This is a genomic window from Eubacterium sp. BIOML-A2, assembly GCF_009680135.1.
GTDB lineage: Bacteria > Bacillota > Clostridia > Lachnospirales > Lachnospiraceae > Faecalicatena > Faecalicatena contortus_B.
The window spans coordinates 116,760-138,340 of the sequence record NZ_WKZK01000001.1 but is presented as its reverse complement, the minus strand read 5'-3'; the positions used below and the strand labels follow the sequence as shown (position 1 = coordinate 138,340).

Annotated in this window: 18 protein-coding genes; 14 read left to right on the top strand and 4 right to left on the bottom strand. The window is 42.7% G+C overall.

Annotation, left to right across the window (positions count from 1 at the left end):
• Positions 1-2: 2 nt before the first annotated feature.
• The 5 genes from GKG43_RS00525 to GKG43_RS00505 all read left to right on the top strand — a co-directional run bounded on the left by GKG43_RS00525 (position 3) and on the right by GKG43_RS00505 (position 6,683).
• On the top strand, positions 3-842 hold the full coding sequence (locus GKG43_RS00525) for a carbohydrate ABC transporter permease (RefSeq protein ID WP_044926034.1): 840 nt from the start codon (positions 3-5) through the stop codon (positions 840-842).
• A 64-nt stretch (positions 843-906) separates the two neighbouring features.
• Complete coding sequence (gene melA / locus GKG43_RS00520) at positions 907-2,220, top strand: alpha-galactosidase (RefSeq protein WP_055151068.1); 1,314 nt, start codon at positions 907-909, stop codon at positions 2,218-2,220.
• 19 nt (positions 2,221-2,239) lie between these two features.
• Entirely contained in the window at positions 2,240-3,364 is a 1,125-nt protein-coding gene (locus tag GKG43_RS00515; protein ID WP_055151065.1) for a uroporphyrinogen decarboxylase family protein, read from the top strand.
• Positions 3,365-3,440: 76 nt separating this feature from the next.
• Positions 3,441-5,219 carry a histidine kinase gene (locus GKG43_RS00510; RefSeq protein WP_055151062.1) on the top strand — a complete coding sequence of 593 codons (1,779 nt, stop codon included), beginning with the start codon at positions 3,441-3,443 and terminating at the stop codon, positions 5,217-5,219.
• An 18-nt stretch (positions 5,220-5,237) separates the two neighbouring features.
• Positions 5,238-6,683, top strand: coding sequence for a response regulator (locus GKG43_RS00505; RefSeq protein WP_055151060.1), 1,446 nt, complete (start codon positions 5,238-5,240; stop codon positions 6,681-6,683).
• A 219-nt stretch (positions 6,684-6,902) separates the two neighbouring features.
• Here the strand turns inward: GKG43_RS00505 and GKG43_RS00500 are convergent, their stop codons facing one another.
• Entirely contained in the window at positions 6,903-8,162 is a 1,260-nt protein-coding gene (locus tag GKG43_RS00500; protein ID WP_050639285.1) for a response regulator, read from the bottom strand.
• Positions 8,163-8,185: 23 nt separating this feature from the next.
• Positions 8,186-9,892: a sensor histidine kinase gene (locus GKG43_RS00495; protein WP_167702479.1), complete on the bottom strand. Its 1,707-nt coding sequence runs from the start codon at positions 9,890-9,892 to the stop codon at positions 8,186-8,188.
• A gap of 265 nt (positions 9,893-10,157) precedes the next feature.
• On the opposite strand from GKG43_RS00495, the gene GKG43_RS00490 reads away from it, so the two are divergent.
• The 4 genes from GKG43_RS00490 to GKG43_RS00475 are packed head-to-tail and all read left to right on the top strand — an operon-like array spanning position 10,158 to position 14,199.
• Positions 10,158-11,432 (top strand): extracellular solute-binding protein, encoded by a 1,275-nt coding sequence (locus GKG43_RS00490; RefSeq protein WP_050639287.1) that lies wholly within the window; start codon positions 10,158-10,160, stop codon positions 11,430-11,432.
• Between the two features lie 25 nt (positions 11,433-11,457).
• Positions 11,458-12,327 carry a sugar ABC transporter permease gene (locus tag GKG43_RS00485; RefSeq protein ID WP_050639288.1) on the top strand — a complete coding sequence of 290 codons (870 nt, stop codon included), beginning with the start codon at positions 11,458-11,460 and terminating at the stop codon, positions 12,325-12,327.
• A gap of 9 nt (positions 12,328-12,336) precedes the next feature.
• Positions 12,337-13,167 carry a carbohydrate ABC transporter permease gene (locus tag GKG43_RS00480; protein ID WP_129878299.1) on the top strand — a complete coding sequence of 277 codons (831 nt, stop codon included), beginning with the start codon at positions 12,337-12,339 and terminating at the stop codon, positions 13,165-13,167.
• A gap of 6 nt (positions 13,168-13,173) precedes the next feature.
• Positions 13,174-14,199, top strand: a complete 1,026-nt coding sequence (locus GKG43_RS00475) for a hypothetical protein (RefSeq protein ID WP_050639290.1) — start codon at positions 13,174-13,176, stop codon at positions 14,197-14,199.
• A gap of 214 nt (positions 14,200-14,413) precedes the next feature.
• Here the strand turns inward: GKG43_RS00475 and GKG43_RS00470 are convergent, their stop codons facing one another.
• Together GKG43_RS00470 and GKG43_RS00465 are read right to left on the bottom strand one after the other, a co-directional pair.
• A complete protein-coding gene (locus GKG43_RS00470; RefSeq protein ID WP_055151050.1) occupies positions 14,414-15,904 on the bottom strand; it encodes an LPXTG cell wall anchor domain-containing protein in 1,491 nt (496 codons plus the stop codon).
• 342 nt (positions 15,905-16,246) lie between these two features.
• Entirely contained in the window at positions 16,247-16,879 is a 633-nt protein-coding gene (locus GKG43_RS00465) for a TetR/AcrR family transcriptional regulator (RefSeq protein WP_050639292.1), read from the bottom strand.
• A gap of 241 nt (positions 16,880-17,120) precedes the next feature.
• Between GKG43_RS00465 and GKG43_RS00460 the strand changes: the two genes are divergently transcribed.
• The 5 genes from GKG43_RS00460 to GKG43_RS00440 all read left to right on the top strand — a co-directional run bounded on the left by GKG43_RS00460 (position 17,121) and on the right by GKG43_RS00440 (position 21,566).
• Positions 17,121-18,164 (top strand): prolyl oligopeptidase family serine peptidase, encoded by a 1,044-nt coding sequence (locus GKG43_RS00460; RefSeq protein WP_129878298.1) that lies wholly within the window; start codon positions 17,121-17,123, stop codon positions 18,162-18,164.
• A 290-nt stretch (positions 18,165-18,454) separates the two neighbouring features.
• Complete coding sequence (locus GKG43_RS00455) at positions 18,455-19,474, top strand: SPFH domain-containing protein (RefSeq protein WP_055151043.1); 1,020 nt, start codon at positions 18,455-18,457, stop codon at positions 19,472-19,474.
• Positions 19,475-19,476: 2 nt separating this feature from the next.
• Positions 19,477-19,680, top strand: coding sequence for a PTS ascorbate transporter subunit IIC (locus tag GKG43_RS00450; protein WP_050639295.1), 204 nt, complete (start codon positions 19,477-19,479; stop codon positions 19,678-19,680).
• A 268-nt stretch (positions 19,681-19,948) separates the two neighbouring features.
• Positions 19,949-20,539, top strand: coding sequence for a sigma-70 family RNA polymerase sigma factor (locus GKG43_RS00445; protein ID WP_070102313.1), 591 nt, complete (start codon positions 19,949-19,951; stop codon positions 20,537-20,539).
• Positions 20,463-21,566: a DUF4179 domain-containing protein gene (locus GKG43_RS00440; protein ID WP_055151040.1), complete on the top strand. Its 1,104-nt coding sequence runs from the start codon at positions 20,463-20,465 to the stop codon at positions 21,564-21,566. The genes GKG43_RS00445 and GKG43_RS00440 overlap by 77 nt, the downstream gene beginning before the upstream one ends.
• The last annotated feature ends 15 nt before the right edge of the window (positions 21,567-21,581 follow it).

The window sequence follows — 21,581 nt, the reverse complement described above, 5'->3', positions numbered from 1 at the left end:
AGATGAAAACAGGAACATTAAAAAAACAGATCAAACAGAATTGGTGGAAGTATCTGGTGGCGGCCGGCATATTGATTATTTATCTGCTTCCAATTTATGTGGTAGTGGTTACATCCTTAAAACCTATGACAGATCACACGTCCAGACTGCTGCCGCCCATGGAACTTCATTGGGAGAATTATATCAGGGCATTTCAAAACAGTAACATATTAAATGCCATTAAAAATTCCTTTATTATTACAGTTGGAACAGTTATGATTGTAGTGATAGTAGGCTGCCTTGCAGCTTATCCAATGGCAAGGAATAGAAACCGGCTCAGTAAGACCATGAAGACTTTTGTGCTGGGCGTGATGATGGTGCCGGGAATGTCTATGGTTGTTGGTATTTATTCCACCCTGGTTTCGATCCACGCGATTTCTACCTACTGGGGAATTATCGCGGTGAGTGCGGCGTTTGGACTGCCGGTATCCATTTATATGTACAGTAACTTTATTATGGCAATCCCGACGTCTCTGGACGAAGCAGCTTATATGGATGGCGCCGGAATTTTAAGGACATTTTTTCAGATTATCCTTCCGCAGCTGAAGCCGGTGACGGCCACGGTTGTGCTGATGCAGGCGGTTTCAACCTGGAATGAATATGGATATTCACTCTATATTCTGCAGAAGAAGGAGATGTATAATGTCACCCTGACCGTAAAACAGTTTTTCGGGGAGCAGATGAAGGACTTAAACGGTGCAGCTGCCTGTGCGGTGATTGCGATTGTTCCGGTGGTGATTGCCTACTTGTTTTTACAGAAATATTTTATCCAGGGCAGCCTGGACAGTGCGGTAAAAGGGTAGGGAAGAGGTAAGTGTTCCTAACCATGAGCCGCCACAATGAGACAAGACACAAGGAGTAAATAAGATGAAAAAAATTGCATTTATAGGCGCAGGCAGTGTTGTATTTACCAGAAGCCTGGTGCGGGATCTGATGACGTTTCCGGCATTCCAGGATGCCACGATTGCCCTGATGGATATTGATGATGAAAAACTTATGTATGCTGCAAAGTCTGTAGAGAAAATTATTGGTTCCGGAAATTATCCGGCAAAAGTGATTTCTACGAAAAGCCGGATTGAGGCTCTTAAGGATGCTGACGGCGTTGTCAGCACCATTAATATAGGAGACCTTGCTGTCTGGGCAAATGATATTACGATTCCAAAGAAATACGGTGTAGACATTAATGTGGGGGATACCAGGGGACCGGCCGGAATCTTCCGGGCGATGCGGACCCTGCCGGAGATGCTTGCTATCTGTAAGGATATTGAAACCTACTGTCCCGGGGCCATATTTTTGAACTATACCAATCCTATGGCAATGCTGTGCAGAGGGATGCAGAGCGAGACAAAGGTGAATGTGACGGGACTGTGCCATAGCGTCCAGGGGACTGCGGAAATGCTGGCACGGTGGATCAAAGCCGATATGGAGGATATTACATATACCTGCGCCGGCATCAACCATCAGGCCTTTTATCTGGATTATAAATGGAAGGGGGAGGATGCATACCCTCTGATTAAACAGGCGGCAGAAGAGCATTATCAGGAGGAGATCGTGCGAAATGAGATGCTCCGTCATCTTGGCTACTATGTGACAGAGTCCAGCGGACATGCCTCAGAATATGTGGCCTGGTTCCGTAAACGTCCGGATCTTATTGAAAAATATTGTACTCACGGAACAGGCTGGAACCCCGGACACTATTTCATGGTGAAGGACGAGTACGAAAAAAGAGAACATACCTGGAAGAAAGAATTTCTGGAATGGGCCGACAATCCGGTGAATCTGAAACGTGGAAATGAGTATGCCGCCAATATTTTCAATGCCATGTTTGGTGATGGCGCGCTGTATAAATTCAACGGGAATGTAAGAAACTTCGGCCTGATTGACAACCTTCCGGAAGGCTGCTGCGTGGAAGTGCCGGTGCTTGCCTCCAAAGGCACGCTGGAACCGATTCATGTAGGTCCGCTGCCTCCTCATCTCGCGCTTCTAAATAATGTGAGCTCCAGAATCGAGGAGCTGGCTGTAGAAGGGGCAATTACCGGAGATCCGCAGAAGATCTACCAGGCCTGCTATTTTGACCCATTGACGTCCGCAGTCTTAAGCCTTGCAGAGATTAAATCTATGGTGCGGGAAATGTTTGAAGCAAATAAAGAATATCTGCCGCAATTCAAATATTACGAATAAATACAGAGGAGATTATAGCATGACATTTCGTGAGAACGTACTGGCGATCCTGCATTATGAAAAATATGAACACTTCCCGGTAGTTTCCTTCGGGTATTGGGAAGAAACCTTGGACAAATGGGCGCAGGAAGGCCACATTACCCAGGAAGAGGCAGAAGGATACCGCAGGGAAGGGGACAATTCCTCCGCTGATCAGTCTGTCATGAAGAGGTTGGGATTTGATTTTAACTGGAATTCCTGTATAAGCACAAAAAATCAGATGTTCCCAGCCTTTGAAAAAAAGATTCTGGAGGAAAAACCAGATGGCAGCAGGATTGTAAGGGATGAGCAGGGCCTGATTGTTCTGGAAAAACTGGACACCATTTCAATTCCGGCGGAAATTGGGACTTCTCTTATGGATCGGAAGGCATGGGAAGAACTCTATCTGCCAAAGCTTGAGTGGAAGGAAACACGGGTAGACCGGGAATTTTTCAAAAATCTTCCTTCTCAGGGCAGCAGGGAAATCCCCATTGGCCTGCACTGCGGCTCTCTGATTGGGTATATGAGAAATCTGCTGGGGGTTGAGCAGTTAAGCTATCTGTATGTGGATGATGAGGATCTGTATGTGGAGATCATTGACACCATCGCAGAACTGGGGTATCAATGCCTGGAAGAGGTCTTAAAGACGGGAGCAAAGTTTGATTATGCTCATTTCTGGGAGGATATTTGTTATAAGAATGGACCGTTGGTTACACCAACCGTTTTTGAGGATTATGTGGCTCCTCATTATAAAAAGTATACGGCATTGCTGAAGCAGCATGATATTGACATCGTTTCTGTGGACTGTGACGGCTGTATTGACCGACTGGTACCTATCTGGCTTGAGAATGGGGTTAATACCATGTTTCCCATTGAGGTGGGTACCTGGAATGCAAGCATTGGGCCATGGAGAGCGCAGTATGGCAAAGAGCTCCGCGGCGTGGGCGGCATGAACAAGACAGTATTTGCCCGTGATAATAAGGCGGTCGACGAGGAGATAGAAAGGTTAAAGACGCTGATTGAACTGGGAGGATATATCCCATGTCCGGACCATAGAATTGCTCCGGATGCTAAGTTTGAGGTGGTTCAATACTACTGTGAGAAAATGCAGAATCTGAAATTATAAAGAATGGGGCGCAAAGGGGTCTGACCCCTTTGCGTACCATTTTCTGAATATTCTGAACATTATCGGGGAGGGCATAATGAAAAAATATTCTTTGAAGGTATCTTTGTACCGGGCATTTGCCAGTTCTGTGTTTATGCCCTTCATTATAATCAGTTTTATTTTATTGAACTTTTTTAACCATCAACTCTTAAACAGTTACAATACTAACAATAGGATTATTCTTCAGACCCTTACAAATCAGCTGGACAGTTCCCTGCAGAATGGAGAGCATTTTTTTCTGCAGTATTTGGCGGATACGAATATTGCCAGGTTTTATCAATATGTAAATAACACTGAAATTGATGCTTCACAGGAGAATTTGTATGGTTATATCCGATATTCGGTCAAGTACAGAAGCGCATTGAATAAGTATCTGACCGTGTCGGATCCCATTCACAGAGGGATTGGATTTTTGCCGGAAAATGCGAATAAGGGAAATTTCTTTTATTTGAATAAGTATGGCGGATCAATCCTGCGGTATGAGGAGAATGCAGAGCCGTTGTATGAAGAGCTGACAAAGCTGTTATCTGGTGAGGTGAGATTTTTCCCCGGCAGCCTTATGTCCGGAAGTGAGGAATATCATGAGGAGCAGCCTGTCTTTACGATGCTGTGTCCGGTGAGCAATCTGGAAACGGCATCACGGCAGGGATATGCGTTTTTGGAACTGTCCCAATCGGTATTTTCAGACCTGAATGAAAAAATTACGCTGCCTGAGGGAGCGGGACTGGTTATTTATTTTCCGGACGGGACTCCGGCCTATGCCACAGAGGAAAGGTTTATCACAGAGCAGGATGATATGGCGGACACGAAGGAGCTCATGGGCAGGAAGGTGAGGATAGAAGGAGATACACATTATCTGTACCATATGAAGGAGGAGAAATATGGGTTCAAAATTGATTATGTGCTGCCGCACAGCACCATATTAAGGGAGGCCAACCATACTTCATTTGTGATCCTGCTGTTTTGGTTTTGTGCGATGGCAGCGGCATTTTTTATTTTTATGAATTTAAGCCGCCGTATATCTGTTTCTACGGAAAGGATTGTCTCGTATATCCAGAAGTACCGGTTGGGAGATGAGGAGAGCAGCGGGAATATGCCTGCAATCCCCATAGAGGAGTTTTCGGAGATTTCTCTGGCAATGACGGAGATGACAGAGCGGATCACGGATCTTGTACAGCACGAGTACATCTGGAAAATGAACCAGCAGATGGCGGAATATAAGGCTATGCAGGCGGAAATTAATCCTCACTTCTTCTATAATGTCATGAACTCCCTTCAGGCGCTGAATCGGATCGGGGATACGAAAAATCTGGAAAAGGGGATTTTAAATCTTTCCCGGATGTTTCGTTATACCTGTGAACCGGGATATGATTCAAGCATTCAGAAGGAATGCCAGTTTATTGAAAGTTATCTTATGCTGGAAAAAATCCGGTTTGAAGAACGCTTGTATTATGATATTCAAGTGGAGGAGCAGCTAATGGACTTTACCATTCCCAAGCTCTTGCTTCAGCCTTTGATTGAAAATGCTATGCGTCATGGAATGGCGCCGGATGGAAGTTCCTTAAGCATTTTGCTGCGGGTCTGCCAGGTAAAGAGCACAAATGGAGCGGCTTTTGTATGGATTCAGGTAGCTAATGACGGAATCCCATATAAAGAGCAGGATATCTATACCAAGGACAGGGTAGGAATTACGAGTGTTCGGGATCGCCTTTTTATTACATATCCGAACTCCTTTTTTTGGTATGACAGAAAAGGAAGATATCAAACGGTCTGTAACCTGTTGATTGCAAAAGAAGAAAGTCTGTACCAGTATTGAGGAAGGCAGGGGAAATTTATGAATATCTTAATAACAGATGATGAGAGGCTGATAAGGCTGAGTTTACTGTCTATGCTGGAGGAACTGTATCCGGGGATTCATCACATTTCACAGGCAAAAGATGGGGAAGAAATGATCCGTATGGTGGAACAATCATTCTACGATCTGGTTTTTCTGGACATTAATATGCCGAAAGTTAATGGACTGGATGCTCTGGAAATATGCCGTCAGAAGGCTCCTGAGACCCAGTGGTGTATTCTAACGGGGTATGCTGAGTTTGAATATGCGAAGCGGTCGATTGGCCTTGGAGTCAAGGAATATCTGCTGAAGCCATTAGATATTGACCAACTAAAGCAGCTCATGGGTGAGATCATAAAAGGAAAGCAGCAAAAGCTTCAGAACCAGAATCAGCTCTTCGAAAACAGAGTGAGCCAGGCCATTGCCCTGGCGGACATGGCAGGGGGTGTCAAGCAGATGCAGCCGGCAGGGAAGGACGCGGTTTACAGTATGTATGTGTTCTTCTTGGATACGGATGAGAACAGAAAAAGGCAGGAGCTATATGCAGAGCTGTACGAACATCTCTCCGTATATCTGAGCAAAACTATAGAGGAAAGGGACCGCTATGCCTTGTTCTTTCTGCAGACCAGTGAGCTTTGCCTGGTCATTGAGGGAAAAGAATATATGAGGATTCATTCCTATTTGCGCCACCATCAGGATCTGTTTGACAAAAATACGAGAATTGTGGCAGTAAGTGCGGTGGCAAAGGACTTCCGGGAGATGTATATGAATAAGCAGATTATGCTGGCGCTGGCAAGCGTCCGTATACTGGAGGAAAATTATAAGACCATATCTTTACAGGCATTAAATGATCAAAAAGATTTGATGGAAAAACAGTATTTATGCGAGAAAATAGAAATGCTTACAGCCAGCTATATGACGGGAAACTATGGGTTGGCAAACGAATTGCTGCAGGAAATGGAGCGTGAAGACGAACTGAGAAAAAGCTTTGAAAAAATAGACAGCCGTCCCCTGCGCGCCTATTTGTCCGTTATCTGGAAAAGCAGCTTTGAGGGAGAAGAATATGCAGATCTGCTACGGCATTTCCGAAAGCTCCTGCAAAATGCCACGTGGGAACAGAACAGCGAAAATCATGATATTGTTCAGCAGATTAAGGATTATGTGACGGTAAATTACATGAATGATGTGACCATAGCGGAGATGGGGAACCGATTTGATATCAGCCCTTCCTATATCAGCAGAATTTTCCGGAATAAAACAGGGGAGAAATATATTGACTTTGTCACCGCAGTAAGGATGAAGAAGGCAATGGAAATTATCCGGAAGAGCCCGTCTTTATCAGTTAAGGAAGTGGCGGAACGTGTGGGATATATTAGTGAAAAGCATTTTTCAAAAACCTTTAAAAAATATTTTGACTGCCTGCCTTCGCAAGTGGCGAGAGAATAGGCGGTTTATTATGGGAAACTATATACCCAAAGGGCACTCCGCAACTTATGCCCTTTGGGTATATCTTATTTTTCAGCTTTGCTGAGGACTCGCCCGGCAGGGGGAGGGAATCCTTTTGGTGATGCAATGCCTTGTCTTTATGTAGGATTCAAATACAATAGTTGAATATATAAAATGCTAAGCTTCGACATATGTAAGCACAATTTAAAAGCAAATCATCTAATTGATCTCCGAAATCATTCTAAATTCCGTAGGAGACATACCGGCTATTTTCTTGAATGTATTAGAAAAATAGCTTACATCGTTAAATCCAACTGCCATGGCAATATCCCGTAATCTTAAGGATTCATCCTTTAAAAGTTCCTTTGCCTTTTCGATCCGAAACTGAGTAAGGTGTTCTGTGATAGATTCACCCGTTTCTTTTTTGAATAAACGGCTAAGATAACTGGCATTAAGACCAACAGCGTCTGCAATGTCGTTAAGCCCAATCTGTTCATTAAAGTTGTTTTCGATATATTGTACAGCTTTTTTTATAGGCAGATTCTGGCTGAGTGAGGGAGAAGATGTATTATTTTCGGCGCTGTAAAACAGGATTTTCTTTTCACTTTTTGCATTGTGTTTGAAACAATAGCAGCATTCGAGATAAGCTGTATTCAGTTCTGTGATCGAAGAATGGGGAGTACTGATTGCAGCTTTTAATCTGTATGCCGGATAATTTTCTGCAAAAGTAAAAATCTGATTTAAGGAAGGCACGATGGGTGTATGCTCCAGTTTACTGGTATCATTTAATACAATGCACAAGTATTTGGAGTGCACCGGAAAAATAACAGGTTTTACAGAGGAGAAAATTCCTCTGAGGAATCGGGTAACTGTGTTGATAAAATCTTCTTTAAGCTGGGCGGAGTCGTCGATGATCCGGATCTTTATGAGGATACAGTAAAAATTATTGCCGGATACCTGATAAAGCCGTGTTTTATCGATAATCTCATCGGGAGAAAGCGGAACATCGTAGACAAGATCCTGGTAGAATTTTATCTGAAGTTCTTCCTGATTTTTGATAATTGTCTCCTGTATACTGTCAAAATGGCGCTGCTTTTTCTGCTCCTCCTGTATGGCACTGATTGCCCTGCGGACAGCATTTTCTATCTTACTTAAGGGATTATCCTTTAATATAAAGTCGAATGCCCCATGACGCAGGGCTTCCTGGGCATACTTAAAATCGGAATACCCGGACAGGATGATTAATTTGGTGGAAGGGGCATATTTCTGCACATACTCTGCTAACTCTAACCCATTTTTTCCGGGCATGCGGATATCCGTAATTACGATATTCACACAGGTGGTTTGGAGAAATTCAATAGCTTCCAGACCGTCGGATGCTGAGTGTACAATCTGGCAATCCAGGCCTGCCCAGTCTATAAAAGTGCTGATTCCTTCCCGGATAATTAATTCATCATCTACAATCATGATTCGATACATAGAACATCCTCCTTTTTGCTCTGTCATGACAGCGGCAGCCTGACAGATATTGTAGTTCCTTCGCCCGGCGTGCTGGCAATGGTAATCCCATACTGTTCGCCATAGGTGTATTTTAAGCGTAAGTGTGTATTAATCAGACCAATGTGGTGTCCTTTTCCCTCGGATTGGGATAACACTGAAGCATCTGGCTCATTCAGCTGTCTATTCATTTCTTCTGGATGAAACCCAATTCCATTATCAATGATCTGGAGCAGCATTTCCTGTTCATCTACGATATCTCCCGTAATTAATATTGTACCTTCCTCCACCTTATTCTCCAGGCCATGGACAACAGCATTCTCTACAAGCGGCTGCAGGCAGAGCTTCAGAATGGAATGATCCATCAATTTTGTATCTACATCAATATCGTAAGATAGTTTTGGACCAAAGCGCACCTTCTGTATCTGCAGATAGTACCGGACATTCTGAAGCTCTTCCTGCAAAGTGATAAACTTTGTTGCAGGAGTATAAATATTGGCATTGAGTAAACTGCTGAGTGCCGTAATCATCTCATAACATTCCATATCCTGGTTTGCACGGGCTTTCCAGCTGACAGACAGAAGCGTATTAAATAGGAAATGCGGGTTAATCTGCGCCTGCAGTGCCTTGAGTTCACTCTCTTTTAAAAGGACTTCATTGGCATACTTTTCATTTAAAAGCCTTTTGATCTGAGAGGACATCGTAGTAAAAGCTGTACTGAGGTTATCAAGCTCTGTAATTCCGTATACAGGCAGGGTTTGTGAATAGTCGCTTTGGCTTAACCGGGTCATGCGTTTGATCAGTAAGTGAATATATCTGCTTACATACCGGGAAACTGCGAGGGCAAATACGATAACGAGCAGCAGCAAACAGATAAAGATAACCAGATAACCTCTTAATTGACTATGAAGTTCCTGATAGATGGGCTCCAGCGGAATCAGTACGCAGGCAGTAAGCGGATAATTCGTTAAAGTCTTCGTTTTGGCCAGATAGTTGTCTGGATCTTCCATCATATGTTTTAAAGAGACCCCTTGGACGGATAAAGCGGATATGGTTTCGCCCTGCAGTTCCTCTTTGCTGCTCATGATGACAGTTCCTGATTCATCAAAGGCAAAACAAAGCGTGTCCGTGTACTTATCAAAGTCGGTGAAATTGGACATGAGTGATTCCTCGCTTAACTGGAAACTGAGCAGGCCTTTAAAAGCGCCATCGGGATACCCATAATAGTCCCGTATATAAAACAGGCTGCCGGAGTCATCTCTGGAATGCATAAGGGTGTGGATTCTTTCGGTACCCAGTGATTTGCTGAGAGCTTCCCGATTATCGGTAATCATGTTAAGGGCGGAAGAATCCTCCTTGCCAGGATATACGCCATATTTTGGATTACCTATATAATGATACGTATTAAAATCATTCGTAAGGGTAATTGAAGTCAGGATATTTTCGTTCCAAATCGTGGTATAAAACATCATTTTCGTAAGGCGTTCATCGACAGATTCGTTGAATGTAGTTTCATTGCCTGGAAAGATATAATTATATAGCTCGGGATTGATTACCGGATCACTGATGATTGAGTAATAAGCATTTTTTACAGAGAGCAGAGTAGAGTCAAGAGAGCTGAAGGAGCTTTCGGCGGATGAATCGATATTTCGCTCAATTGTATCAAAGGTGCTGTTCCTCAGAGTGGCATAGAAGTAAATACCTGCAATCATACAAGGCGTAATCATACATAAGGAAATAATAAGGGTTATTATAACAAAAAGTGATACAGGTTTTTTCGTATGCGGCAGCAAATTGGACACCCCCATAAAAGGTAAAATAATTACATAATATAAAAATGTTTTACATGTTTCCAGGTCAAAAGCATTATAATGTAAAAAATATATAAAAACAAGTAAAATCCACTGATTTATTTATAGATTATGCCAAGATATAATAAATCCATCAAATACAAAAAATAAAAAGGAGAAAAGGAATATGAAAGCAAAACGAATCGTATCGTTAATGCTGGCATTTAGTATGGCAGTGGGATTAACGGCTTGCGGCGGGGAAGCAGGAGGAAAAGCGGAAAAGGAAGACGGAAAGGTAAGCATTACCGTTTTCAGTGAATGGGTAGGAGCACATCCATATGCAAAATATTTCGCAGAGAGGGTGGAAAGTTTTGAAGAAGCCCATCCGGAGATCGATGTAAATGTTGAAGAGATAGCAGGTTCTACAACAGCCAATATGGATGCAAAATTAAAAGTGCAGGTTTCATCTGGAGAACTTCCGGATGTATTCTATACCAATGACCAGAGTATTATTGATCTGGCCAAAAAGTCAAACTTACTTTATGACTTTAAGGATAAATTGGATGCAGACGCTGAATTAAAGGATGAGCTGGATATGGAGGACATTGCGTCGTGGAATGAGGGATCGGACCAGGTATATGGCATCTGTTCTCATAAAGATTTTTTTGGGTTTTTCTATAATAAAGAAATACTAAAAGCGGCTGGATATGAAAAATTTCCAGAGAGCTGGGATGAGCTTTATGATTTATGTGAAAAATTAAAAGGAGACGGAGTAGCTGCTATGGCTCTGGAGACAAAGACAGCTTGGTATTCAAGCCTTACACTTCTGGCAGCACTGGCCAGCGGAAGCGAGAAAGGGCAGGAGATGGCGAAAACGGTTGGGCTTACAGATTATAACACGCCGGAATTCATCGAGGCCGCTTCACAGCTTCAAAAAATGTTTATGGAATATTCAACCACAGATGCTCCGGGTTCGGATATTAGCGTTGCTTTGAATAACTTTACAAGCGATAAAACAGCGATTGTTCTGGATGGGGCCTGGAGGATTGCCGAACTAACGGAAGCTATGGGAGATAAGGTGGGAGAAGCATATCTTCCTGGTAAGGGTGCTGTATCTTACCCGGGGTATGCATGGTTCTCCGGCTCTAAGGATGAGAAAACGGCGGCGGCTTCCTATGAATTCATTAAATGGTTTAACAACAAAGAGGATCAGGCCATCCGCCTGGAACAGTTAGGTTTGATTCCGGCCTCCGCAAATATTGACTATGAATCTCTGGAACTGTCACCACTTATGATGGAAATTTTGGAAATGAAAGACGATGTTAATTACACAGTAAGTTCCTGTTGGAGAGTGTATCCTGCCGCAGTGACGGCCATCATACCCCAGGAACTTGCAGCATTGGGAACAGGCCAAAGCACGCCCGAACAGTTTGCAGAGAATTTAACAAAAGCATCAAACTAAACGCACCCCTGTAGGAGGAGTCTGAATGAAATCTAAAAAAACTAAAATCTGGCTTGCAGCCTTTTTGGCTCCCACGCTGATCCTCTTTTTGGGGTTTTACGCATATTCCATTATTACGGTCGGAATTACCGGATTTACGGACTGGAAGCTGGGGGAGCCCATAAGATTTGCAGGTGTTGACAATTTTATAAAAATGTTTCAGGATTCCACTTTCCATATATCCTTTAAAAATACAATTATATGGATGGCCCTGCATTGGGTCATATTAGTAGGAACCAGCCTTCTGGTGGCATTGGCAACGTTAAAAAAGTCACGCTTATCAAAAGCCGTGAGAGTAATCTATCTGATCCCGAAAATGATGCCGCTGGCAGTAATCGGATTTTTATTCTACTTCATGTTTAATCCATCTATTGGGCTTGTAAATGATTTTATCCGCAAAATAGGATTTGAGAATTTTAATGTAAACTGGTTTCAGGACGCAAGGACTGCATTTGTGGCGGTTACTGTGACGACCATTTTTTACGGGGGAGTTTTTATGCTGCTGATCTCATCAGAGATAGCAGCAATCCCCGCAGAAGTATATGAGTCGGCAAAAGTGGACGGAGCGACAGAATCCCAAATCAACAGATTAATTGTGATGCCCCTGATCAAAAATATCGTGGGAACATGCCTGATTCTTGCAACGGTAGACTGCCTGAAAACGTTTGAAGTCATATATCTGACCACGAGCGGAGGCCCGGGTAATTTAACAATGAATCTGCCGGTTATGATTTTCAGGACGGCAATGAATAATTCCAATTATGGATATGCCAATGCAATCGCGTTTGTAACAATTCTGATTGGAGCAGCAGCAATGCTGTTGATAACAAAAGTGTTCCGCATAGGAAAAGATTAAGGAGTAGCTATGAAGGCAGGACAAATCATCGGAAAATTAGGAAGAATTGTATTTTTGGTATTTATAATTGCAATTTCGACGGTACCACTTTTATGGACGCTGGTATCTTCTTTCAAAACAAATAAAGAGATTATGGATTCCGCATTCTCCTTACTGGTTTCCATCAACCTTGACAATTATATCATGGCATTTAAATATTCACCGTTGGGTACATACTTTTGGAATACATTTATAATCACCGTTTTCTGTATTTTTTTTGGGCTAATCATATTCAGCATGTCGGCATATGTGTTTGCAAGGTTCGAGTTTAAAGGAAAAAACTTTTTATTTGCCTTAATCGGCATGTCAATGCTTGTACCTACATCGGCATTGATATTTCCGGTGTACAAGCTGATGAATGCCATGAACCTTTATAATACGAAAAGCGGACTTGTGCTTGTATATATGGCAATTGCGATGCCGGCAGTACTGTTTGTTTTAAGAAGTTATTTCCTGACGATCCCGAGGGAAATGGAAGAGGCGGCGAGAATTGACGGTTCCGGGTTTTTAAGAACCTTTATTACTATTATGCTTCCGCTTGTTAAGCCGGCCATGGCAACGGCTGCGATACTGATCTTCATGGCGAGCTGGAATGATTTTATTTACAACCTGATGCTTTCATCAGGCAACAATGCGAGAAATGTATCGGTAGCATTGTCGCAGTTTTTGAGCATGATTGGAAGCGACTATGGTCAGCTGTTTGCGGCATCGTTTGTCGTAGTGCTGCCAAGTATACTGCTCTATTGTCTGCTTCAAAAAAGAATAGAATCCGCACTATTAGCAGGTGCAGTTAAGGGGTAACAGAATATGCAGTATAATTTAGCAAAATATAAGACTGATGTAAAATATGGGACAGAGGTTATGGGGCCGTCAGGTGTCCCTGGCGCATATGATGAGATGGCTGTGGATTGTCCCTTCGTGTTTTATCACAATAATCAATACTATATGATGCATGTAGGTTTTGACGGAAAAGGATATCAGACAGGTCTCGCAGTAAGCCGGGATCTGCTTCACTGGGAAAAAGAGTCGATTATATTCAAAAGAGGAGAACAGGAAGGCTGGGATAAAGGTGGAGTCGCAGGCATGTGGATCCTAAAAGAAAATGATCTGTTCAAAAAACCGTCCTTAAAAAAGGTGGACGGGAAGTACTGGATGATATACCATAGCTATCCGGATGAGGGATATGAGGCTGGTCCTGCCCAAATCGGACTTGCTTATACTGAGGACGAGTCGCTGCATCACTGGACACGTCTGGACAAACCGATCCTGAGCTGGAAAGATGGTGATGACTGGGAACGGGCAGGGTTATATAAAGGCTGCCTGATTGAGGACCGTGGGAAATATTATATGTTTTATAATGCCAAAGACAGCGAGGTATGGAAATGGCATGAACAAATTGGAATGGCGGTATCCGATGATATGCTGGAATGGAAACGGGTATCCGGGCAGCCGGTTATTTGTAATACAAAACCTGGCTGGGATTCGTACTTTTGCGCTGACCCCTGTGTGGTTAAGGATGGTGGATTATGGCTGATGTATTATTACGGATATGATGGAGAGCATGCACAGGAGGGGATTGCATTTTCAGAAGACTTGTACCGCTGGGAGAAGGTGGATACCCCGATTTTAAAACATGGGAATGCGGGAGAGATCGATGAACTGCATGCACATAAACCCTGCGTTATAGAAAAGGATGGAACCTTGTATCATTTTTATTGTGCTGTAAGGGAAAGCAGGGAAAAAGACAAGGCTGTCAATATAGATCCTACCCAAGAGGAGGGAGAAGAAAAAACGGAGTATCGCTGCATATCTGTAGCAACAAAACGGGCATAGAGTACTAAGTATTCATGGTTATATATATCTTCCTTTACAACAAAAAGATATGCTAAATGAAAATAGAAATAGGAGCAACCGCCTGCGAAGTAGTTAGCCTCTGATTAGTAAAAAGCCTACTTAGTACTGCAAAGTACAGAAGTAGGCTTCTTAATTTTCGATTATTAATTTTTATTTAGACAAGCAGTGTAATATGAATGATATCAATATCAAATTATCTGTGTCTGCGCTTCACAGAAACAACAGCAATCCCGCATGCTGCGAACAATGCAATTATGTAGAACACCATCATACTGCTGTCGCCTGTTTTTGGGCTGACGGCTTTTGCAGTAGTTTTAGGCTTTTCAGTAGTCTGAGGTTTTGTTGTGTTATCCGTTTTCCCCTTATCATCGTTCTGACTTGGTTTATTATTATCCGGTTTATTATTTGGTTTGTTATTTGGCTTGTCATTTGGTTTGTCATTTGGTTTATTACCCGTCTCATCTTTCAGAGCCGGTATTGTTAAGTTAATAGATACATAACCCAACCCATCACCTTTTGTTAAACTTAATGATCCTTCTTCAATCAGGCCATCCTGGTTTTTCTGGGCTTTGATCATTTTGAAGTCAGCATACCACTCGATATTAATATCGTTACCTATTGCATTTTTTACGACATTATAAATATCATCTTTCGTTGTATCGTTCGATGGTACAAATGCATCTAAAGCGTCATATGCTGCCTGCTTTGCTTTTTCAATATATTCCTGGTCTGCGTTCGGATTATTCTGGGGCTCGTCAAGTTTAGGGATTATCAAATTTACGGAAAGTATCGTGCTTTCACTTCCTACGGATAACCGTATCTCGCCTGTGACAGCGCCTTCTTTTGTTGTAGTAGCTTGCTGGATTTTCATTTCTGTGGCCCAATCTGCATCGGCAGCAGAACCAATCGCATTTTTTACTAATTGGAGAATCCCTGGAGCATAGGCGTTATTCGAAGGTTCTATAGCTTTTAGGGCCCTTGTTGCATCAGCTATTGCAATCTCCAGGAGCTCTGCATCGGTCATAGGCCTTTTGGGGATGGTAAAGTGCCAGGCAAAATTCTGACTGTTGTCTTCCCCTGCTGTCATTCGAAAGTTTATATCAAATGTGCCTTCCTCCGTGAGTGTGGACTCTTTTTTGTCACAGTCAATCAGACTGAATTCCACACCATTAATATAACGGCTGAGAGCGCCTAATATGTCTTCCGGCATCATTTCGTTAGACATTTCCATGGCAACTTGCGCCTTAATGTCGTCTAACTTTGAAAGTGCATTTTCAAAATTCTGTTCATCTTGAGTCATAATCCGGATCGTTCTTTCAAAGGGGTATTTTTGCGATTGGTTACCTACGCATATAAGTAACGTTGCCCGAATCTTTCCTTCACGTTCTGTAGTAGCATTAGTTTTTCGGAAATCTGTAAAGGTAAGTGTGACCTTATCTGACACCTGCCCACGGCATGCATTTAAAAAAGTTTCCTCATTTGTCGAATTAGTAACCGGATCAGGGATACTGCTGATACAACCATCCACGATCCAGAATGCTTCAGTAAGCAGCTCCTCATCCGTCTTATCTGCAGCATTTACCTCCGCTGCACCCATTCCGCCAAGTAGAGAAATTCCCATTATGACAGCGGCGAGCAGGCTGAACAGTCGTTTCCCTATTCCTTTTTTCTTTTTCAATTCCATTGTCCTTCCTCCTAGTATTCTTCCTAACAGGTCCCGGGAATCTGTTCTCCCCGATTTTCTCCCCTAAATCAAATATTCACAGGACTGCCGGACATAGTTTTACTCTCCTAGAATACTATAAAAATCTCATTCTGGTGTGATTTAGAAGATTTGTTGTTATTTGTTGTTGTTTTTTGCAAGGAGCGGTATGCTTCTTGGGAGCTGATGCCTACATTTGGTTCGCAGCAATTTAAATGCACAAAAGCACCCCCGCTGAAATTATGTTTATCATTAGTATAATTTCAGCGGAAGGTGCTTTAGTGTGTGTTTGATGTGGCGGAGAACCTCACATTCTATAAAAGTTTAAGATATACTTAATATCTCATCTAAAAATTCCTGATATAAGTCCATATAATCCTTAACAATATATGGTTTCAAAAGTACGGAAAGATTTTTCGAAATAGGTACCGGTGTAAGCCCTTCGTTATAAAACGGCATGCATTCCATAAGCCAGCCGGCTGTTTGTGCTGTAAAAGATAGTGAAAGGATATTTAGCTCTTCAGCAGAAAATTTTTTATCGATAATGCCGGCATTTTGAAGCGTAATAAAACAGGAATTATAGTAATTATAAAGCTTTATCTGGAAGTTAAATCCCTTACTCTTAAAATAATCCGAGCTTTTTACAAGATCATTGAGATTTTTAAAATAGAACGGAAAATGCTGTTCATTCTCTTCTACTTTTCTAAATGACGAGATCAAATCTTTTAACAAATCCACCCCGGAGAGCTCTGCATTGAGATATATCTGGAAATCTTCATGAAGTTCTGAAACGATCTGTATCACAATATCTTCTTTTTTAGGGAAATAATATGTCAAGTTTCCAATCGTTGTACCTGCTTGCTTAGCAATTTCCCGCATACTTACCTGATCATATCCTTTTTCATTAAATAGCTGTGCCGCTGCATCACAGATGGCCTCTTTTCTATTGATACGCATTCTACATCACCTTTTTTCATCATAATCCCTATTCTATCAAAAGACCCGGAGAAAGTAAATGCATAAGAGTTCAGGCAAAGCCGGACGGTAACCACAAAGTGTAACAGTTCAAACAATCCTGAATTGTTATCATAAATCTACAATATTTAGTACAATGTACTAAATATTGATTGACAAATAAAATAGTACAGTGTACTATAAAGTAAAGAACAAATTAAAACTACATACAGGAGGTAGAAAAATGGAAATCAGAAAACGTCCGCCAGCCCAAAACATGGGGAGAATTCTTGCCGGAGGAATGGCAGCAGAGGATTTTGTAGCAGTGTGTGAAGAACTCGGGGACAAAGCAATTGCTTATGCCGAAGAACACGAGAAACTTGGTCATAAACAAACAGCAAGCGACTACTATTTTAATGCATGTTCTCTTTTCAGAATCGCAGATTATGGTATACGCGGAGTGAATGAAGAAAAATTTAGAATATATGGAAAATTAGTAGATAGCTTTCATAAAAGTAAGGAACTTACCTGCTATGAAAAAGTTGAATTTGTTGAGGTGCCGTTTGAGGGAAACAGCATGCCGGGATATCTTGTGCTGCCGGATCATATTGATAAAGAGACGCCGGTGATCATTTATGTTCCCGGAGCAACCGGTTTTAAGGAGGAAAATTACACCGCACCAAAAAAACTATGGGAACGCGGAGCAGTATCCATCATCTTTGACGGCCCGGGCCAGGGAGAGGCCCTATTAAACAGAAATATGTATTTAACGGCAGATAATTATGACAGGGCTATTAAGGCAGTCGTTGACTTTATCAAGGAGGATGGCAGATTTGGTAATAAGATTGGACTTATGGGAGTGAGTTATGGTGGATATTTAGCGGCCAGCGGCGCTATCTACTGCGGCGATGATATCAAGGCGCTGGTATCACGCGGGGGATGTTCCAAAACGGATCAGCTCACCATGCATCCGTTTGCGGGAATCGATAACTTCTACCTTAACGGCTTTCTTCCGAAGTTTCATGTCACAGACCCGGAAGAAGCAGCGGCCATAAGCCATCAGATGGACATAGAGGATAAACTTTATAAGATCAAGTGTCCATTACTTGTCCAACATACGGAAAAAGACCCCATTATTGGAACAGAAGGGGCAAAAGCGCTCTATCATAAGTCATCAAGCGAAGTGAAAGAGTATTGGGAACACGAAGGAAGTATGCATTGTGCAAATGATATAGAGCTGAAAGCATGTGCATATGCTGTTGACTGGATTTTAGATCAGTTAAAATAAACAGATGTCACAATAAACCCATGATCCAGAAGATTTTTATGGCATATACGACATTTAAAAGATGAATACAAGAGCAGGCACATGATTCTAAATGAATATTAAGACTACATCACAGAAGGTTTACCGGTCGGCTTAGCTGACCGATAAACCTTTATTATAATAGGGAATTGCCCGGCACGCTTTGTTTTTTTTCTATCATATTGGTAATTGACAAAATGATATCATTATGATATCATTCAGATATAAACAAGAATTACCAATTACTTAGGAAGTGAAAGAGAGGGATTATTATGAATGAAAAGATCCTTAGTACAAAAAAGAATGGCATGCTGGTTTTAATTATTACAATACTGCTCTATGCAGCAGCCATCGCAGGCTGCATATTCGGCGGGGTGATCGTGAACGACGGCGGCTTGCCGGTTCTGCTGATTATCAGCATAATCTGGCTTTGCATCGGATGGCTTCCATTCTGTGGGCTAAAGGTTTTGAAACCGCAGGAAGCGCTGGTACTGACGCTTTTTGGTAAATATGTGGGCACCTTAAAGGATGACGGCTTTTACTTCGTGAATCCATTCTGCACCAGCGTGAACCCGGCAGCCAAGACAAAGCTGAACCAGAGCGGCGATGTGGACGGCGGAGCACAGAAGGCCTTCGCAGTCACTGTTAAAAATGAAATTTCCGTTGGGGAAGCATCCAGCAAAAAGATTTCCCTGAAGATCATGACGCTGAATAATAACCGGCAGAAGATCAATGACTGCCTTGGCAATCCTGTTGAGATTGGGATCGCAGTTATGTGGCGGGTGACAGATACCGCAAAGGCAGTATTTAATGTAGACAACTACAAAGAATATCTGTCATTGCAATGCGACAGTGCGCTCCGCAATATTGTACGGATTTATCCATACGATGTGGCGCCGAATGTAGATACTACTGGTGATGGCGTTGCGGATGAGGGAAGTCTGCGTGGTTCCAGTGAAGTGGTTGCTTCCAGAATCCGGGATGAGATCCAGCAGAAAGTAGCGGATGCAGGGCTGGAGGTGATCGAAGCCCGTATTACTTATCTGGCGTACGCACAGGAGATCGCAGCTGTTATGCTCCAGAGGCAGCAGGCTTCCGCAATTATCGATGCAAGGAAGATGATCGTGGACGGTGCGGTCGGCATGGTGGAGATGGCTCTGGACCGTCTGAACGAGAAAGAGATTGTGGAACTGGATGAAGAAAGAAAAGCGGCCATGGTTTCCAATCTGCTGGTGGTGCTCTGCGGCAATCATGATACGCAGCCCATCGTTAACACGGGAAGCCTCTACTAAGTATGGCAGATTCCAAGAAGAAACAGGTTCCCCTGAGGTTATCCGAAAAATTGTACAATGCCATTGCCGCTTGGGCGGAAGATGATTTTCGCTCTGTGAACGGACAAATCGAATACCTTCTGACAGAATGCGTAAGGCAGAGAAAAAAAGATGGGAAATACGTTTCAGAGCATTTGGATGAACCACCGGAACTGGATATTAAGTAGCGCAAAGGGGTCTGACCCCTTTGCCGAAAGGTTTGTTCTTTTTAAAGATTAACAGTTATATAAAAGAGGTTTTCAGCATAATACTGGAAGCCTCTTTTTCGTTTAAGGAGGGGAATTTGAAAATCAGCAGTATTATTCATGAAAAAATGTACTGGGCGCAGGTAAAGCAGAATGGATAAGAATAAATAGTGAAATGTTTAAAAAGTTGAAACAGGAAGTCCAATTACAGTGTCTAATGAGTAGAAAGAGGCTGAGGGGAGGGAAAAGAGTGGAAGAGCTGGTTCGAAAAGCAAAACAGAAAGATCCGGAAGCATTTACGGAGCTGATGCGGTTACACATGCAGAGCATGTATAAGGTTGCCAGGGCATATCTATCCTCAGACGAGGATGCGGCGGATGCTGTGCAGGAGACGATTCTGACCTGTTATGAAAAGCTTCCGCTGCTGAAACACGATAAATATTTCAAAACATGGATGACAAAAATACTAATGAGAAAATGCTGTGATATTTTAAAGAGCCAGAAGGTCATTGATTTTAACGGGAAAACCGCGGAGCAGGGGGCCTGTGATAAGTCCTTTGAGGAATTAGAATGGAAAGAAGTCATTGGGCTTTTGGATGAAAAATACCGTCTGATTATGGTGCTGTATTATGTGGAAGGGTTTCAGACAGGGGAGATCGCCCAGATCCTGGATATGAATGAAAATACGGTGCGGACCAGGCTGAAACGGGGCAAGGAGCAGATGCAGGATGTATATGTAAAAAAATCAGGAAGGAGGAAACCGCATGGACGAAAAACGGGAGTGGCTGCGAAAGCTGCAGGAAGAGGCGGAAATTCCGGAAGTCGTATGGAAAAAGGCTGAGCAGACCTTTGAAAAAATCCGGGAAGAAGAAACTTACAGGGAGATTCCCAGGCGTACAAATAAGAGGAAACGCAGGCGTAGCAAGAGGACAATCGCAGTTATCATTGCGGCGGCAGTGCTTATGGTCAGTACATTGACAGTTGGGGCAGCCAAATATTTTCACTGGAACGACAGCTTTTCCAAAAGATACAACATTGATCCTGAAACAGAGAAAAAGCTGAATGATGCGAACTCTGCGAAGGAAATGAACCAGTATACGGAACATGACGGCATCAGGATAGAGGCAGTGCAATCCGTAGCAGACAGCTATGCGGCTCATATTGTTCTGATGATCCGGGGAAGCGAAGAGTTCCCGCTTGAGAGCCACATGGGGTTTGAGAGCATTGATGTGCAGGTGGAAGGGAATGAAATGATCGGCTGGGAGGGGAGATTCCTCAAAGAGGTGACCGATGACTGGTCGGATGGAGTGGAATATGAAATTACCGTACAAGATCTCGGTGAAAAAGGGTTGTTAAACAAACCTATTAAGCTGTCGTTTCACAAAATAACAGATGCGTACACAGGAAAATTAAACAGAACCGCGCCGCCTGTACTGCTGGATACCTCCTGGGAGCTTACACTGAATCTGGATAATGAGGATACCGGAAAGGTATACCAGGTCAACCAGAAGATACCTGGAAGTGAAGCAGTCGCCAAATCGCTTCGTTTATCCTCAATCTCTTATACTCTGGATATGGAATGGACGTATCAGAAAGAGACTTTGTCGGGTATTGATCCCAACACAGGTGTGGAGGTGGAATTTGAACATGTCAAGAACCCGCCAATGCTTATGGGGCTTGTATATGAGGATGGGAGTGTGCGTGAAAATGTACTTCTCCATATGAGTGGACATTTTACCAATGAAGAAAGAACGGAGTACCGGGCGTATGGGTATAATTACGAGATGGCTGAGTATGAAAATGTGAGCGGGCTGCTCTTTTTTGTGGGAGAAGAAGTGGTACGTGTGCCGGTGGAGAAGCCGGATTAAAGTAGTGTCAATAAT

Bases quoted from the DNA above. Each gene is read 5' to 3' on its own strand.
- GKG43_RS00525 (WP_044926034.1), top strand. From the start codon at position 3: ATGAAAACAGGAACATTAAAAAAACAGATCAAACAGAATTGGTGGAAG.
- melA (WP_055151068.1), top strand. From the start codon at position 907: ATGAAAAAAATTGCATTTATAGGCGCAGGCAGTGTTGTATTTACCAGA.
- GKG43_RS00515 (WP_055151065.1), top strand. From the start codon at position 2,240: ATGACATTTCGTGAGAACGTACTGGCGATCCTGCATTATGAAAAATAT.
- GKG43_RS00510 (WP_055151062.1), top strand. From the start codon at position 3,441: ATGAAAAAATATTCTTTGAAGGTATCTTTGTACCGGGCATTTGCCAGT.
- GKG43_RS00505 (WP_055151060.1), top strand. From the start codon at position 5,238: ATGAATATCTTAATAACAGATGATGAGAGGCTGATAAGGCTGAGTTTA.
- GKG43_RS00500 (WP_050639285.1), bottom strand. From the start codon at position 8,162: ATGTATCGAATCATGATTGTAGATGATGAATTAATTATCCGGGAAGGA.
- GKG43_RS00495 (WP_167702479.1), bottom strand. From the start codon at position 9,892: ATGATTGCAGGTATTTACTTCTATGCCACTCTGAGGAACAGCACCTTT.
- GKG43_RS00490 (WP_050639287.1), top strand. From the start codon at position 10,158: ATGAAAGCAAAACGAATCGTATCGTTAATGCTGGCATTTAGTATGGCA.
- GKG43_RS00485 (WP_050639288.1), top strand. From the start codon at position 11,458: ATGAAATCTAAAAAAACTAAAATCTGGCTTGCAGCCTTTTTGGCTCCC.
- GKG43_RS00480 (WP_129878299.1), top strand. From the start codon at position 12,337: ATGAAGGCAGGACAAATCATCGGAAAATTAGGAAGAATTGTATTTTTG.
- GKG43_RS00475 (WP_050639290.1), top strand. From the start codon at position 13,174: ATGCAGTATAATTTAGCAAAATATAAGACTGATGTAAAATATGGGACA.
- GKG43_RS00470 (WP_055151050.1), bottom strand. From the start codon at position 15,904: ATGGAATTGAAAAAGAAAAAAGGAATAGGGAAACGACTGTTCAGCCTG.
- GKG43_RS00465 (WP_050639292.1), bottom strand. From the start codon at position 16,879: ATGCGTATCAATAGAAAAGAGGCCATCTGTGATGCAGCGGCACAGCTA.
- GKG43_RS00460 (WP_129878298.1), top strand. From the start codon at position 17,121: ATGGAAATCAGAAAACGTCCGCCAGCCCAAAACATGGGGAGAATTCTT.
- GKG43_RS00455 (WP_055151043.1), top strand. From the start codon at position 18,455: ATGAATGAAAAGATCCTTAGTACAAAAAAGAATGGCATGCTGGTTTTA.
- GKG43_RS00450 (WP_050639295.1), top strand. From the start codon at position 19,477: ATGGCAGATTCCAAGAAGAAACAGGTTCCCCTGAGGTTATCCGAAAAA.
- GKG43_RS00440 (WP_055151040.1), top strand. From the start codon at position 20,463: ATGGACGAAAAACGGGAGTGGCTGCGAAAGCTGCAGGAAGAGGCGGAA.